Genomic DNA, 15,849 nt, shown 5'->3' on the forward strand with positions numbered 1-15,849 from the left:
GTGGGGAGGGTGTCGACCAGTCCCCGTTCGCCGCTCGCGTTGGCGGCCCTGGCCACCGTAGCCATCCCCGGCCTGGACGTGGTGGCCACCCGGCCCCCGCACCACACCGGGGCCGGCTTCGACGTCGCCTCCCTGATGGACGCCCAGGGCCGGCGCTGGACGGTGCGCGCGCCCCGGAGCACGGTCGCCGGTGCCGCGCTGGAGGGCGAGGTCGACCTCCTGGCCGTGCTGGCCCAGGCAGTGGACAACGAGTTGCTGCCCTTCGAGGTGCCCCGCCCGGCAGGGTTCGCGGCCCTGCCGGAGGGGGGCCGTGCGATGGTCTACCGGGAACTGCGCGGCCGCCCGCTGCAGGTACAGGCGGTCTCGGCGGCCCTGGCCCGGCGGCTCGGGCAGACCCTCGCCCGGATCCACGACCTGGACACTGCTGTGGTGGCCGACGCCGGTCTGCCGGTCTACGACGCCGAGTCCTACCGCACCCGGAGGCTGGCCGAACTCGATGAGGCCGCGCGCACCGGGCACGTCCCGACCGATCTGCTGCGCCGGTGGGAGCGCGCGCTGGAGGATGTCCGGTTGTGGAAGTTCATCGCCACACCGGTGCACGGGGACCTCGCCGGGGAGCACATCCTGGTAGACGATGACGAGGTGACGGCGATCCTGGACTGGGCCGACGCCCGGGTAGCCGACCCGGCCGACGACCTGTCCTGGTTGATCGCGGCCGCGGCGCCGGAGACCGGCGATGCGATCCTGGCCGCCTACACCCAGGCACGCGGGGACCGGACCGATGAGTTCCTGGCGGCGCGGACGCTGCTGGCCAGCGAACTGGCACTGCCCCGTTGGCTGATGCACGGGGTGCGCACCCGGGACAACTCCGTCATCGACGACGCCATCGACATGCTCACCGATCTGGACCGTGCGGTCGCCGACGCCGACCCGATCGGTCAGGTGCCGGTGGTCAGCACCGACTGGGTGACCGGACCGGTGCCGCTGCGCACCGACGGCGCCGGTGCCGAGGATGACCTCGACGGCGGCACGGACGGTACGGGCGGCGACCTCGATGACACCCGCGACACCGCGGAGGCCGCGGAGGCCGCGGGTGCCGCGGGTGCCGCTGCAGAAGCCGGTGCCGACGATCCGCGGTTCGCCGCCTATGCGCACGCGGAGGACATGGACTACGGGACCGCCGGGATCGACGAGCCGACGGTTGAAGGTGGCATCCCGGTCAGGAACGACGACGGCGGTCACGACCGCAGCAGGCGCGACGACGGCACCGGGGTCCTCGCAGACGCGCCGGAGACCGCCGACGTCCCCGCGCCGGACCCGATCGAGCCGGACTATGATCGCACCGATCCCGGCCGCGGCGGCGACGACGCCCCCACGGGCCAGTTCCCCTCGCGCTGAGGACCCTGTGCTGCCCTCGGGCTGAGCACGGCCCGGCCGCGCCCATCAGGTGGGGGGCTGGAGCAGATCCTCCAGTTCGGCCTCGGTGAGTTCGGCGGCGTGGACGGTACGGTTCTGGGCGACGTAGTGCAGCGATGCCTGCACGGTCTCGATCGGAACCTGGTGCAGGCGCGCCCACGCGAGGCGGTACAGGCCCAACTGCACCTGGGTGGCGTGGCGCGCGGCGTCATCGTGCGGTGGGGTGCCTGTCTTCCAGTCCACCACGTGCACCCCGTCGGTGGTGGGGAAGACGGCGTCGATGCGGCAGCGCACCGCCACCTCCCGGATCAGGATCTCGATGTCGACCTCTACCGCCACCGGTGTCCGGGTGGACCAGTCGGAGTCCAGGAACGCCTGCCGCAGTGCTGCCAGTTCCTGATCGGGCCCTTCCTCCTCCGCCCCTGGCAGCAACTCCCAGTCCAGCAGTGTGCGCGCCCCGAAGTACTGCTCCACCCAGGCGTGGAACTGGGTGCCGCGCCGGGCGGACCCCCTGGGGCGGCGCGGCACCGGGCGGCGGCGGTGGCGCCAGAACTGCGGCGCGTCCCGGGCCAGTTCCACCATCGCCGAGGCCGACAGGTGCTCGGGCATCGTGACCTGGGCCGGGTCGACGGCGTCCCGCTCGGCGAGCAGCAGTTCGGCATCGGCCCACCATCGGCCGGCCTGGGAGGTGGTGGGCACGGACTGCTCCCGCTGATCGGCGCCGTCCCAGATCTGTTCCCACGCGGTGGCCACCGCGTGGGCGGGTCGGGGCCAGGTCGCGACCTGGTCGGCGTCGGTGCGCGGGTTCTCTGGGTGCGCGCTTGCCGTGGGCCAGTTCGGGCCGGGATCGGCGAGACCGTCCTGGACCAGTGGCTTCAGGAACGGCGAGGGGACCGAGACCCTCTTGCGGGTGCCCCAGAAGCAGGAGGTCAGGATCAGCACGTGTCTGGCCCTGGTCATCGCGACGTAGGCCAGCCGCCTTTCCTCGTCGAGCAGCCGCTCGCCCTCCTCGTGGCAGAACTGCGTGCGCGCCTGCCGTACCTCTTCGATGGTGCCGGCGCCCTGGATCGGTAGGTCCGGCAACCAGTCGTGGTCCCCGCGCAAGCCGTAGGGCAGGGCGCGCACGTTGGTCAGCCACCCGGGGTTCAGGTAGTGACCGTCCTTGTTCGGGGCCAGCGTGGGGAAGTCACCGGTGTTCAGGCCCGCCACCACCACGGTGTCCCACTCCAAGCCCTTGGAGGCGTGCACGGTCATGATCTGGATGGCCGTGGGGTCGGGTTCGGCGACCATGAGGTCCAGTCCCCGTTCCTCCTCCTCCACCGCATCCAGGTAGGACAGGAAGGCGCCCAGGCCGGGTTCCTCCGTGCCCCCGGTGAAGGAGGCCGCCGCGGTGGTGAAGGCGTCGAGGTTGCGCCGGGCGTGTGCGACGGAACCGGGTACGTGCGCGATCACCTCGATGTCCAGGCCCAGGATCTGCTCGGTGGTGGTGACCAGTTCGGCCATGTCCAGGTGGGTGAGCGCCCGGATCCGCCGGATCTGCCCGGACAACCGGCGCAGCCGCTCCCGAGCCTTCCCGCTCAGGGTACGGCCGTGGCGATCGGTCCAGGTGCCCCGGGGCAACCGGTCGACCGCCTCGACCAGACTCGAGCGCTCGTCGGCTTCCAGAACTTGATCGGCCTGCGGCTGCGCCGCCTGCCCGGACTCCTCGGGCCGGCCCCGGGTCTGGGCGGCGGCCCACTCCCACAGCACGGCCAGGTCCGCCGCACCCAACTGCACACTGGGGCCGGTGAGCAGGCGCATCATCGCATCGCCGCGGGAGGGGTCGTGCGCCACAGTGAGGGCCGCACGGATGTCGGCTACCTCCGCAGTGGCCAGCAGCCCACCCAGGCCCACCACCTGGCAGGGCAGCCCGGCGGCCAGCAGCGCCTCCTCGATCAGGGGGAACTGGGAGCGCTTCCGGCACAGCACGGCCGCCGTCGCCGGGGCCTCGGGGTCATCGGACCAGTGCCGGGTGAGGACCCGCGCGATCTGGGCGGCCTCCTCCTCCACCGTCTCGGCGCAGTGGGCCAGCACGGTGCCGCGACCCGCTGCCGGGGAGGGGCGCAACGGCGGCACCATGGTGGCCGCGACACCGCTGCGCAGTGGTTCGGCGATCCGGTTGGCCACCGACAGGATCGCGGTGTCGTTGCGCCATGCGGTGCTCAACGGGGTGACCGCGGCCGGTTGCCCGTCGGCGACCCGGAAGTGCTCGGGAAAGGACAGCAGGGTTCCGGCCGCTGCCCCGCGCCACCCGTAGATCGCCTGGTTCGGATCCCCCACCGCGGTGACCGGGTGGCCGCCACCGAACAGGGCGGTGAGCAACTGCACCTGTGCCACCGAGGTGTCCTGGTACTCATCCAGGAGCACCACGGGATACCGAGTGCGCTCCAGGGCCCCGACCTTGGGGACGGCCCGGGCGATCCGGGCCGCCATCCGCACCTGGTCGCCGAAGTCCACGACGCCCTCGCGCTCCTTGCGTGCGCCGAACTCGGCCACGAGTTCCATCAGTCGGGCGCGCAGATCCAACGATGCGGCGATGTCGCTGACCTCCTTGACCATCTTGCCCGAGACCGCGAGCAGGTCCTGGGCCTGGGCTCGCAGGTCCTTCGCCGTCTCCGCCGGCTCCAACCCGTGCTCGGCCAGCTCGGCAGCCAAGGAGGTGACGGCGTCCACCACCGTGCTTCCCGCGTAGCCGGTCTCCAGGTCCTGCGGCCAGGCGCGCACGATCTGTTCGGCCAGTTGGAACCGTCCGGCGTCGCTGATCAGCCGGGCGTCGGGGTCCAGTCCCATGCGCAGGGCGTGGTCGGTGAGCAGGCTGGCCGCGTAGGAGTTGTACGTGGCGATCCGTGGCTGATCCTCCAGGCTCACACCCGGGCCTACACCTGCCTCTGATAGTTCGTGCAGCCGGGTGCGGATCCGCTGCGATAGTTCCGCGGCGGCCTTGCGGGTGAACGTCAGCCCGAGCACCGAGCCCGGTGGCACCAGCCGGTTGGCGACCAGGTAGACCACCCGGGCAGCCATGGTCTCGGTCTTGCCGGAGCCGGCTCCGGCGACTACCAGCAGGGGTTTCAAGGGTGCCTCGATGATGCGGGCCTGCTCGGCGGTGGGCGGATGGTGGCCCAGCAGTCGGGCGACCCGGGCAGCACTGTGCGTCACCGGCACCGCACCGGCCGAGGCGACCTGCGCCGTCGTCATCGGACCGGCTCCACCCGGGCGCCGGAGGGGAAGGCGGGGCAGGAGGAGCGCACCGGGCAGCGCGGGCAGTGTTCGTTCGGCCGGGCCTCGAACGTGCCCGAACGCAAGATCCTGCCCGCATCGGCCAGCAGGTGATGCGCCCACCGGGGGTCCTCGGCCTCGGCCAGTGGGGGCTGGTAGCGGATGGTGGCGGCCGTGGCCTTGGTCCCGGGATAGACCAGCGCTGCACCCGCGCTGCCCACATCGCCGAACGCGCCCGCCTCGGTGGCGACCTGGTAGGCGCCCAGTTGGGGGTTCGTGCGGGCCTTCGCCACCGACTCCGCGGTGGCGCCGGTCTTCAGGTCCACGATTCTGACCTGGCCCTGGCCCACATGCTCCACCCGGTCCGCCCGGCCGCGGAGCCGTACCTGGTCGAGTTCTGCGGTGAAGGCCACTTCGACGTCCACCGGGCCGGGCCGGGTGGCCATGTACTCGGACAGCCGGGTGATCATCGACTCCGCACGGGCACGCTGCGCCGTGGCCATCCAACCCTCCGCCAGGCCGAGGTCGGGCCAGCGACGCTCCAGCATCTGCCGCATGCCGGCCTCATCGCCGTCGGGGTGGGCGGCCGCGATCTCGTGGATGAGGTTGCCGAGTTGCTGAGCGTCGGAGACTCCGGGTTCACCGCCGTTACGGGTCAGCACCCACCGCAGCGGGCAGGTGGTGATCTGCTCCACTGCCGAAGGTCCGATGGTGGGCACCTGGTCCTGCGCCAGCAGGGGGGCTTCGGTGGTGGGGGCGAACAGGGCTCCCCACCGGCTCGGGTCGGCTTCGGTGACACCGTGCTCGGCCAGATAGGACAGTACGGCGGCGGCCTCGGAGGCCTGCGCAACCTCGGCGGGTGTCGGGGCCGGATTCGCGGAGCCGACCCCTGAGGTGCCGGCGAGCACCGGGCGCAGCGCGGCCCGCAGTTGCCCCACCAATCCGCGCAGGTCCAGCGGGGGCGGCACCGCCGTCGTCTCGTGATCGGTGCCCGGTGTGAGCAGGTCCAGGAACATCGAGGGCCGCTCGTCCTCGTCCAGGATCGCCGTGACGTACAACAGCCGCCGGGCGCGCGAACAGGCCGAGATGAACGCACGCAACTCGCCATCGGCGACATCGCGGCGGGCCCGGCGCATCCGGGTGGCCTCATCCTCCCCGCGCACTTCACGTGCTGCGGCCAGGTCGGCCAAGTCCGCCGAGCCGAGCAGGGTGTCGCGGATCCGCAGATCCGGCCAGACGTCCTCCTGCACACCGACCACCGCCACCACCTCCCACTGCCCGCCGGCGGCCCCGGCGGCGGTGTGCACCGCCACCGCCTCGGCCTGGTGGCCGCGGGCGGCGAGGGTGTCCGCGGGGAAGTCCTGGGCCATCAGATGCTCCACGAACGAGCCCGGGGAGGAGTAGGCGGTGCGGTCCATGAACTGCTCAGCCGCTCGGAACAGTGCCAGCACCGCGTCCAGGTCCGCGTCGGCCCGGTCCGCGCCGACGCCACCGGACAGCGCCTGCTGCTGCCAGATGCCCGCCAGCCCGGTGGCCTCCCATGCCGCCCAGAGCACCGTCTCCGCGGTTGCCTCGGGATCGGTCACGGCATCCCGGGCAGCACTCAGCACCCGGGCCACCCCGGCGGGACCGCGACGGTACCGGGCGGGCAGTTCGCCCGCGGAGTCAGGATCGGACAGCACATCCAGAAGCGCCTCGGCGGAACTGCGGGTTCCCCCCTCCTGGCGTTCCCGGGCGCGCAGGTACCGCCGCAACCCCCGCAGCGTCACCGGGTCCAGGCCCCCGATCGGGCTGCTCAGCAAGTCGATGGCGGTAGGCAGGTCCAGTTCCCCGGCCAGGGCGGTGCGGAGGACCGCCAACAGCGGGCGGACCGCGGGTTCCTCACGCAGCGGCCGGTCCGCGGGCGCCGCCGCCAGCGGCACTCCTGCGGCACGCAAACCCCGCCGGACCGACCCCAGTTGGGCACTGGAGCGTGCCACCACCGCCATCTGTGACCACGGCACCTGGTGATGCAGCCGCGCGATCCGCAACTGGCGGGCCACGAATGCGACCTCCTGCGCCGGACTGCCCAACACGGCTGTGCGCAACCCGCGCGGTGGGTGGTCTGCGTGATCGTCCTGCCCCGGAGCCTCCCGGCGGGCGCCGGCCGCTAGTACCGGTAGCGCGCGGGTGAGTCGGCGCACGGGGTCCCGCACCGACTGACCGTGGCGCCACACCCGGTCGAGCACATGCTCGGTCGCACCCCAGGCCGCGTCCGCGGCGAATGCGGCCGAGTCCGCGCCGCCGGGTCGGGGCGGCGGTGCGGCCGCGGTGGACAGGAGCGCCGGCACGCCACCGCGGAAGGACTGCACCGCGGCATCGGCGTCACCGAGGACGACCAGGCCGGCGCCGTCGTCACCCAGCGCCCCCAGAAGTCGGGCCGTGGCCAGGGTCGCGTCCTGGTAGTCGTCGTGGACCACCAGGGACCACCTCGGCCGGTCCACCCCGGGCAGGTCCCGATCCCAGGTGAGCAGGGCACTGACGGCTTCGTCGACGATCCCGGCCGCGTCATACCGCGCGCCACGGTCCGGGGTGATCTGACCCAGGGCCATCACCTGGGTGTACTCGGTGAGGACCTGTCCGGCGCCCACCCATTCCAGCCGGTCGCGGGAGCGGCCCAGCTCACTCAGTTCGGCGCCACTGAGGCCCGCCTCGGCGGCGCGCATCAGCACGTCGCGCAGTTCGTTACGGAAGGCCTGCAGTCCCCAGGTCTGCGGGCCCACACCCTCGGGCCAGGTCGCCGGGCGGCCCTCCCCCTGGGCGTGCCCGGCGAGCAGTTCGGCGAGCACCTGGTCCTGTTCCGGTCCGGAGATCAGCGTGGGTGCCGGCTCGCCCAGGTGACTGGCGCGCAGCCGCAGGATCGCGAACGCCAGGGCCGCCGGAGTGCGTACCACCGCCTCATCGAGCGTGCGGCCGATCCGGCGGGTGACCTCGGTGCGAAGGTCCGCGGCGCCGGTGCGGGTGGGCACCAGCAGGATGGGTCGCTCCCCCGCCAACGCCGCGGTGACCGTCAGAGCCACCGCCAGGTGCGTCTTGCCCGAGCCCGGCGCACCGTGCACGACGTGCCGCCCGCCGTCGGCCACCGCCCGGGCGACACGGCGCTGGGAGACGTCCAGGCTCGGCACGCCGGAGCCGACGGCGGCACGAGTGAACACCGGGGAGGACATGGCCCCATCCCATCATCTCGATCCGACATCGCCGGACCGGCCGCGGGCAGATCAGTCCGGGACGATCCACCCGTTGGGTTCGCACCCGTCCAGGGTGATCGACTGCTGCACCATCACCGGCGCCGGCTCACCCGGCGCGGGGCACTGCGCGTGACCGTGACCGAGTAGGTGCCCCACCTCGTGGTTGACCAGGTAGTGCCGGTACTCGGTCCGGTTTCCCCCGGCTTCGCTGAAGGTCTCGGCACCCTCGGCCCAGCGCAACGCGTTCAGCACCGCCCCGTCCGGGGTTGCGCAGGAGTACTCGCCGCCGGTGGGCAACGGGTCGCACAGGTCATCGACCGTGTCCGGGGTGGCGAGCCGCACGAGTAGGTCCGCCTCGGTCCCGGCGCCGGCGTGGGCGAAGGCGACGTCCATCTGCGCCGACCAGCCGCGCTCGTCGTTCAGGGTGGTCACCACGAAGTCGGCGAACCGCTCGAGGTCGATGGCCAGGTCACGCTCCACCTCGATGTCGACCGTCAGCACATCGACGGACTCCTCGACGGCGTCCTCCGGAATCTCCTCGGCGATCCGGGCGGCATCGAACTCGCCGGATCCGGACTGGGGTACCACCCGGCTGAGCAGCCCGGCCGAGGCGTCGCCGGGACGCAGCCGATCCTCGAGGGCGGGCAACCTGGGCCCGTACACCCCATCGGGTCCCCCCGGATCGCCGCTCGGGGTCGGCCAGGGGTCGGGTTCGTCGACCAGTGCGGCCCCGATCGACTGCGACTGGGCACCGAGCAGCACTGCGCCCAGCAGGGCGCAGAGGACGATGATCGCTCGACGCATGACCTCCATACTGGCAAACCTTCGTCGAAGTCTCGACCCCGGGGTGTGCTCGGACACCTTCGGCGCACCCCCTCCCGTGGTCGCCACCGTCACCGTGCTGCGGTCACCGCCGGGCCCGGTGGCGCCTACGATGGGGGAAGTTCAGGCCGACCCGCACAGAAGGAGGACACGTGGAGATCACGATCGGAGTCAGGAACGTGGCACGAGAGTTGACCCTGGACGTGTCGGAGGATGCCGAGGAAGTGGCCGAATCCGTGCACAAGGCCCTCACAAAGGCCGAGAGCGACCCGGGCGCGGCCCTGGACCTGACCACCAGCAAGGGCCGCCGGGTGATCGTGCCGGTGGCCGCGCTCGGTTTCGTGGAGTTCGGCGGCGACGAGCAGCGCAAGGTGGGCTTCGGCACCCTCTGAGCCGGTCGACGACAGTGACCGCACGGTGCCGCTGACCGATCCCTGCGAGCGCGCCGCTGCTTGAGCAGTTAGGTTCAAGTCGTGACAGGCAAGAACGCGAACTTCCGATACCGCAACACCTCCGTGCTGTCGGTGACCCATATCGAAGCACCGGTGCGGATACCCTCCGCCCGCTTCGAGCAACACCTGGCTACCACCCGTAAGCGGTTGCGACTTCCGGACAACATGCTGGAGCGGATCTCCGGCGTGACCGAGCGGCGCTGGTGGGAGGAGGGAACCAGATTCGACGACCCGGCGATCGAAGCGGGCGCCAAGGCGATCGCTGAAGCCGGTGTCGACCCGGCCGGGGTGGGATTGCTCGTGAACACCTCGGTGACCCGCACGCAGTTGGAGCCCTCGGTCGCGGTACGGGTGCATCACGAGTTGTCGCTGCCGTCCTCGGCGATGAACTTCGACATCGCCAACGCCTGCCTCGGTTTCGTCAACGGCATGATGCTCGCGGCGACCATGATCGACGCCGGCCAGATCGACTACGCCGTCATCGTCAACAGCGAGGACACCCGCGCCACCCAGGAGCGAACCCTGGCCCGGCTCGGGCGGCCGGAGGCCACCCGGGAGGACTACCGCCGCGAGTTCGCCTCCCTCACCCTGGGCTCCGGAGCGGCGGCGGCGGTTCTTGGCCGTACCGACCTGCATCCGAACGGCCATCGCATCGTCGGTGGAGTCAGCCGCGCCGCCACCGAGCACCATGGCCTGTGCGTGGGCAACCTGGAGGGGATGTTCACCGACACCAAGGGCCTGCTCGAGGGTGGACTGCCGCTGGTGGTGGCCGCCTGGGAGGAGGCCAACAACGGGGCCGGTTTCCAGTGGGACGGGATGGACCGGTACATCACCCACCAGATCTCCACCCCGTACACGCAGGCGATCATCGACGCCATCGAGCTGCCGGCCGAGCGGGTGCCGATCACGTTCAACCACTGGGGGAACGTCGGACCGGCCTCGCTACCGATGACCCTGGCCGCGCAGGCCGCCGACCTCGCTCCCGGTGACCGGGTGCTGTGCATGGGTGTGGGATCCGGCCTGAACACCGCCATGCTCGAGTTGCGGTGGTGAGCATCTCGGACCTGCGCGGTATCGCCCCGGGGTGGAGCAGGCACATCACCGTGCCCGGCACCGCAGCGACCTCGCCGGTGACCTGGCACGTGCTGGACAACATCGCCGACCTGGGCGGACCCGCGCGCGGCACGCTGCTGGCCGTGCACGGGAACCCGACGTGGTCCTACCTGTGGCGAGAACTGCTCACCGCGGGAGCCGGCGCCGGGTGGCGCGTGGTGGCGGTGGACCAGCTGGGGATGGGTTGGTCCCAGCGCGATGGGCGCATGCGCCGACTGGCCGACCGGGTGAGTGAGCTCGGTGCCCTCACCGACCACCTGGGACTGGGCGGACCGGTGGTGACGGTCGGTCACGACTGGGGCGGGGTGGTCTCCCTCGGCTGGGCGACCCGGCACCCCGATCTGCTGGCCGGGGTCGTCCTGACGAACACCGCCATCCATCACGACCACGAGGCGAGCACGATCCCCGCCCTGCTGCGCCTGGCGGGCCACCCGGTCATTCATCGTTGGGCGACCCGAAGCACCCGCACCTTCCTGCGCGCCACCCTTGCCCTGGCCCAGCGCCCGCTCCCCGAGGAGGTCACCGGTGCCTACCTCGCGCCCTACGCCAAGGCCCGGGACCGGCACGCGATCGCCGACTTCGTCGCAGACATCCCGGCGGACCCCCGCCATCCCTCCCACGACGCGTTGACCACGATCGCCGCCGGAACCGCAGCGCTCACCGTCCCGGCGCTGCTGCTGTGGGGGCCGCGAGATCCGGTCTTCGCCGAGCGGTACCTGCGCGACCTGCGCGCCCGGCTGCCCCAGGCCGACGTGCACCGGTTCGAAGGGGCCGGGCATCTGCTGCCCGAGGACGCCGATGTGGCCGGCACCGTGGTTCGCTGGCTCGCCGAACGCCTACCCGCCACCAGCACCGGCCCCACCGAGACCGGTACCGGCGCCCCCACGCGCCACACGGCGGCCGGGAACAACGCCGCCGCGGACGGCAGCGCTGACGCCGCCCCGCCCCGGCTCCGCCGCCTCACCGCGGTCCTGGACGAACGGGGCCAGGACGCCGAGCCCGCGGTCCTGGCCCTGTCCCGGGCCGGTACCGAGACGGTGACCTGGCAGGAGTTGGCGACCAGGGTGCGCCACCTGGCGCTGGGACTGGCCGACCTCGGGGTGCGCCCCGGTCAGCGGGTGAGCCTGCTCATCACTCCGGGTGTGGACCTGACCACCGCACTGTTCGCATGCCTGCGTCTGGGAGCCGTCGCCGTGCTCGCCGACCAGGGCCTGGGCCTGCGCGGTATGAGCCGCGCCCTGCGCGGCGCCGGCCCGCAGTGGCTCATCGGAGTCGACCGCGCCCTGACCGGCGCACGGCTGCTGGGGTGGCCCGGCCGGCGGGTCGCCACCGGGCACACCACACCACGGCACCGAGCCCTCGGTGCCCGCACCGGCCTGGCCGACCTGATCGCCCGCGGGGCGGGCATCGAGCAGCACGGAGGCACGCTGCCCGCTGAGCCGGACCCGGAGGATGATGCGGCGATCCTGTTCACCTCCGGATCCACCGGACCGGCCAAGGGCGTGACCTACACCCACCGCCGGCTGGCGGCCATGCGCGATGCGCTCGCCACCACCTATGACCTGGGGCCGGGCTCGGCGTTCGTGGTCGGATTCGCCCCCTTCGCCCTGATCGGTACCGCGCTCGGTTCCGCGGCGATCACCCCGGACATGGACGTGGTCGCCCCGGCCACGCTCACCGCCGCCGCGCTGGCCGACGCCGTCGCCGCCAGCGACGCGACCGCGGTCTTCACCTCCCCGGCCGCCTTGACGAACGTGCTCCGCACCGCTGCCGACCTCACCGAAACGCACCGCAGTGCCCTGGCCGGGGTGGAACTGTTCCTGTCCGCCGGTGCGCCGATCGCCCCCGAGTTGCTCGCGCAGGTCGGTCGCATCATGCCCAATGCCTCGGCCCACACCCCCTACGGCATGACGGAGGTGCTCCCCCTCACCGACATCGACCTGACCGGTCTGCATGCCGCTGCCGAGGACGAGGCGGCCGGCGTCACCGGTGCCGGTGGCGGCAGCTGTGTGGGCCACCCCGTCCCGGGGGCGCTGGCCCGGATCATTCCCTTGGACGACGACGGCGCCGCCACCGGCGATGCCACCACCGCACCGGGCATCACCGGTGAGGTGCTGGTCACCGCAGCCCACCTGAAGCGCACCTACGACCAGCTGTGGGCCACCCAGGCCGCCGGCGCCGACCATGCCGGCTGGCACCGCACCGGGGATGTCGGGCACCTGGACGCACGCGGCCGGCTATGGATCGAGGGTCGCCTGGCCCACATCATTCGTACTGCCGGGGGCGTGGTGACCCCGGTGGCCATCGAGCACGCCGCGCAGCAGATCCGGGGGGTGCAACGGGCGGCCGCCGTCGGTGTCGGTCCCGCGGGCACCCAGCACGTCGTCGTCGTCCTGGAGACCGATCCGCAGATCGATCGGCACGCCGGCGCCGCCCCCGCCCTGGCCACCCCGGGCCTGACGCGGGTTGTGCGCCAGGCGGTGCGCGCCCGATGCGGCCTGACCGTGGCCGCTGTGCTGCGGGTACCGGAACTGCCCACCGACGTGCGGCACAACGCCAAGGTCGACCGCGCCCGGCTGGCTCAGTGGGCCGAGCGCGCGCTGGCCGGCGGAAGGATTCAGGCGCCGTGACCGCCCGTATGCGGGTGCTGGTCACCGGTGCCAGCGGCATGCTCGGTCGTCGCACCGCCGAGCACCTGGTGGCGGCCGGCCACCAGGTGCGCACCTTCCAGCGGCGACCGGCCGGGGTCGCCGGTGCCACGGACATCCGGGGTTCGCTCACCGGCTCCGGTGCGCATACCGCGCTCAACCGTGCCGTCCAGGGATGCGACGCCGTCGTGCACCTCGCCGCGAAGGTCTCGGTCAGCGGACCACGCGCCGAGTACGAACAGGTGAACATCGAGGGCACTCGCGCACTCCTGCATGCCGCCCGACAGGCCGGCGTGCACCGCTTCGTGCAGGTGTCCACGCCGTCCGTGGCCCACACCGGGGATCCGCTCATCGGGGTGGCAGCCGGAGCCGCCGAGCCGGAGCGCGCCCGGGGTCACTACGCGCGCACGAAGGCGGCCGCCGAACAGCTGGCGCTCGCGGCGGACCAGCCGGGCTTCGTCGTGGTGGCGCTGCGGCCGCATCTGGTGTGGGGGCCCGGTGACACCCAACTGGTCGCCCGGATCGTGGCGCGGGCCCGGGCCCGGCGGCTACCCCTGCTGGACCATGGTGCGGCGCTGATCGACTCCCTGTACGTCGACAACGCCGCAGACGCACTGGTGGCGGCGCTGGAGCGCGCCGAACACGCCCACGGGCAGGCGTTGGTGGTGACCAACGCCGAACCACGACCGGTGGGTGACCTGCTCGCCGGTATCTGCCGTGCGGCCGGGGCGCCGGTGCCGACGTGGCGGGTACCCGCCGCCCTGGCCCGGATGGCCGGGGGTGTGGTCGAGGCCCTCTGGGCGGTGCGTCCCGGACCCGATGAGCCGCCGATGACCCGTTTCCTGGCCGAACAACTCTCCACCGCGCACTGGTTCGACCAACGCCACACCCAGCAGGTGCTCAACTGGCGGCCCGGGGTCAGCATCGATGAGGGTCTGGACCGGCTGGCCGCGCACGAACTCCCGGGCTGACCGGGGACGAACTCCCGCGATGCCACCGGCCTGCCGGCGGTGGGATTGGTCACGTTGCAGACGGTGTACGCACCTTCGCGATACAGTGTGGATGTACCAGGTTGCCCGGTCGTAACGACAGTTCGGTACACGCACCTGCACGCCGGCCCCGTTGCCGGCACGTTCATTTCGCGATCGGCTGCCCCTTACGGTGACGACCGCCGCGCGCGTGAACGGCTCATGACGTCGCCATGACGCGAACAGGTGAACCCTGATGCAGAACGAAACCCTCACCGAGGCGGGCACTCAGAGCCCCGCTGTCGATGACGCCGCCCTGGCCGAGGTGGTCGATGAGACCATCGAGGCCCCCGCGGCACCCGAAACCCCCGCCGAGGCGGCCAAGACCTTCGCCGACTTCGGCGTCTCCGAATCGATCGTGGGCGCATTGGCCGACGTGGGCATCACCCACCCCTTCCCGATCCAGTCCCTCACCCTGCCGGTGGCCCTGGCCGGGCACGACATCATCGGCCAGGCCAAGACCGGTACCGGCAAGACCCTCGGTTTCGGTATCCCGCTGCTGGAGGCCGTGGTGGGCCCCGACGAGGAGGGTTGGGACGCGCTGGCGGACCCGGGCAAACCCCAGGCCGTGGTGATCGCCCCGACCCGTGAACTGGCTGTGCAAGTCGCCGGCGACCTGGTGACCGCCACCCGACGCCGCACCGTGCGCATCACCCAGGTCTACGGCGGCCGGGCGTACGAGCCCCAGATCGAGGCCCTGACCAAGGGCACCGAGGTGATCGTGGGCACCCCGGGCCGGATGATCGACCTGCTCAAGCAGGGTCACCTGGACCTGTCCCGGGTGCGCACGCTGGTGCTGGACGAGGCCGACGAGATGCTCGACCTGGGCTTCCTGCCCGATGTGGAGACACTGTTGTCGCGCACGGCGGCCAGCCGCCACACGATGCTGTTCTCGGCCACCATGCCCGGGCCCGTGGTCACCATGGCCCGCCGGTACATGAACCGGCCCACGCACATCCGCGCCCAGGACCCCGACGACGACGGCGTCACCCTGAAGGCGATCAGCCAGTTCATCTACCGCGCCCACGCGATGGACAAGGTGGAGGTCCTAGCCCGGATCCTGCAGGCCAGGGGCCGCGGGCTGACACTGGTCTTCGCCCGCACCAAACGCACCGCCGCCCGAGTGGCCGACGACCTGGCCGAGCGCGGGTTCGCCTCCGGTGCGATCCACGGCGACCTGGGCCAGGGAGCCCGGGAGCAGGCGCTCCGGGCCTTCCGGAACGGCAAGATCGACGTGCTGGTCGCCACCGACGTGGCCGCCCGCGGCATCGACGTGGACGACATCACGCACGTGGTCAACTACCAGTGCCCCGAGGACGAACGGATCTACCTGCACCGGATCGGCCGCACCGGGCGGGCCGGCAACACCGGCATCGCGGTGACCTTCGTCGACTGGGACGACCTGCCGCGCTGGTCCCTGATCGACAAGGGACTGGAACTGAACCGCGGCGAGCCCATCGAGACGTACTCCTCCTCCCCGCACCTGTACTCCGACCTGGACATCCCCGAAGGCACCCGGGGCCGACTCCCTCGAGGTGAGCGGACCCGCGCCGGACTGGACGCCGAGCAGCTCGAGGACATCGGCGAGACCGGCACCCGGACCACCTCCGGTGGCGGCGGTGGCGGACGACGGCGTGAGGGCGGTGGCCGCGACCGTCAGGGGGGCCGCCGCGGGGACGGCTCCCGTCAGGGCGGACGACGGCGTGAGGGCGGTGGCCGCAGCGGCTCATCCGGCCAAGGGTCCGGCGGGCGGAGCAACGGCGCGGGAACGCGCTCGGAGCAGCCCGGCACCGGCGAGGGACAGCGTCGCCGGCGGCGCCGTCGTCGTCGGAACAACTCCTCCGGCTCCGCCGGTTCGGGGTCGGCACAGTCCTGACGCGGCAGGCCT

Annotated in this window: 9 protein-coding genes; 6 read left to right on the forward strand and 3 right to left on the reverse strand. The window is 72.4% G+C overall.

Annotation, left to right across the window (positions count from 1 at the left end; translation table 11 throughout):
- The first annotated feature begins 9 nt into the window (after nucleotides 1-9).
- Complete coding sequence (locus ACPL7H_RS11070; protein WP_424796979.1) at nucleotides 10-1,398, forward strand: phosphotransferase; 1,389 nt, start codon at nucleotides 10-12, stop codon at nucleotides 1,396-1,398.
- A gap of 45 nt (nucleotides 1,399-1,443) precedes the next feature.
- On the opposite strand, the gene ACPL7H_RS11075 is transcribed toward ACPL7H_RS11070, so the two are convergent.
- The 3 genes from ACPL7H_RS11075 to ACPL7H_RS11085 are packed head-to-tail and all read right to left on the reverse strand — an operon-like array spanning nucleotide 1,444 to nucleotide 8,702.
- A complete protein-coding gene (locus tag ACPL7H_RS11075) occupies nucleotides 1,444-4,650 on the reverse strand; it encodes a UvrD-helicase domain-containing protein (protein ID WP_424796980.1) in 3,207 nt (1,068 codons plus the stop codon).
- Nucleotides 4,647-7,877: a PD-(D/E)XK nuclease family protein gene (locus ACPL7H_RS11080; RefSeq protein ID WP_424796981.1), complete on the reverse strand. Its 3,231-nt coding sequence runs from the start codon at nucleotides 7,875-7,877 to the stop codon at nucleotides 4,647-4,649. The genes ACPL7H_RS11075 and ACPL7H_RS11080 overlap by 4 nt, the downstream gene beginning before the upstream one ends.
- A 51-nt stretch (nucleotides 7,878-7,928) precedes the next feature.
- Nucleotides 7,929-8,702 carry a DUF3152 domain-containing protein gene (locus tag ACPL7H_RS11085; RefSeq protein ID WP_424796982.1) on the reverse strand — a complete coding sequence of 258 codons (774 nt, stop codon included), beginning with the start codon at nucleotides 8,700-8,702 and terminating at the stop codon, nucleotides 7,929-7,931.
- A gap of 170 nt (nucleotides 8,703-8,872) precedes the next feature.
- On the opposite strand from ACPL7H_RS11085, the gene ACPL7H_RS11090 reads away from it, so the two are divergent.
- The 5 genes from ACPL7H_RS11090 (at nucleotide 8,873) to ACPL7H_RS11110 (ending at nucleotide 15,837) form a co-directional block, all read left to right on the forward strand.
- Entirely contained in the window at nucleotides 8,873-9,112 is a 240-nt protein-coding gene (locus ACPL7H_RS11090; RefSeq protein ID WP_424787519.1) for a DUF3107 domain-containing protein, read from the forward strand.
- A gap of 81 nt (nucleotides 9,113-9,193) precedes the next feature.
- The gene (locus ACPL7H_RS11095) at nucleotides 9,194-10,225 is read left to right on the forward strand and encodes a 3-oxoacyl-ACP synthase III (protein WP_424787518.1); all 1,032 of its coding nucleotides are present in this window, start codon (nucleotides 9,194-9,196) and stop codon (nucleotides 10,223-10,225) included.
- A complete protein-coding gene (locus ACPL7H_RS11100) occupies nucleotides 10,222-12,915 on the forward strand; it encodes an alpha/beta fold hydrolase (RefSeq protein ID WP_424796983.1) in 2,694 nt (897 codons plus the stop codon). Before ACPL7H_RS11095 ends, ACPL7H_RS11100 begins: the two co-directional genes overlap by 4 nt.
- Before the next feature lie 8 nt (nucleotides 12,916-12,923).
- The gene (locus tag ACPL7H_RS11105; RefSeq protein WP_424797136.1) at nucleotides 12,924-13,904 is read left to right on the forward strand and encodes an NAD-dependent epimerase/dehydratase family protein; all 981 of its coding nucleotides are present in this window, start codon (nucleotides 12,924-12,926) and stop codon (nucleotides 13,902-13,904) included.
- A gap of 253 nt (nucleotides 13,905-14,157) precedes the next feature.
- A complete protein-coding gene (locus tag ACPL7H_RS11110) occupies nucleotides 14,158-15,837 on the forward strand; it encodes a DEAD/DEAH box helicase (RefSeq protein WP_424796984.1) in 1,680 nt (559 codons plus the stop codon).
- Nucleotides 15,838-15,849 lie beyond the last annotated feature (12 nt).

It is taken from the genome of Pseudactinotalea sp. Z1732 (genome assembly GCF_049724975.1).
Classification (GTDB): domain Bacteria; phylum Actinomycetota; class Actinomycetes; order Actinomycetales; family Beutenbergiaceae; genus CALKWS01.

What these genes read in the sequence shown, in the direction of transcription:
- ACPL7H_RS11075 (WP_424796980.1), bottom strand. Translation starts at nt 4,650, where the DNA reads ATGACGACGGCGCAGGTCGCCTCGGCCGGTGCGGTGCCGGTGACGCAC.
- ACPL7H_RS11080 (WP_424796981.1), bottom strand. Translation starts at nt 7,877, where the DNA reads ATGTCCTCCCCGGTGTTCACTCGTGCCGCCGTCGGCTCCGGCGTGCCG.
- ACPL7H_RS11085 (WP_424796982.1), bottom strand. Translation starts at nt 8,702, where the DNA reads ATGCGTCGAGCGATCATCGTCCTCTGCGCCCTGCTGGGCGCAGTGCTG.
- ACPL7H_RS11105 (WP_424797136.1), top strand. Translation starts at nt 12,924, where the DNA reads ATGCGGGTGCTGGTCACCGGTGCCAGCGGCATGCTCGGTCGTCGCACC.
- ACPL7H_RS11110 (WP_424796984.1), top strand. Translation starts at nt 14,158, where the DNA reads ATGCAGAACGAAACCCTCACCGAGGCGGGCACTCAGAGCCCCGCTGTC.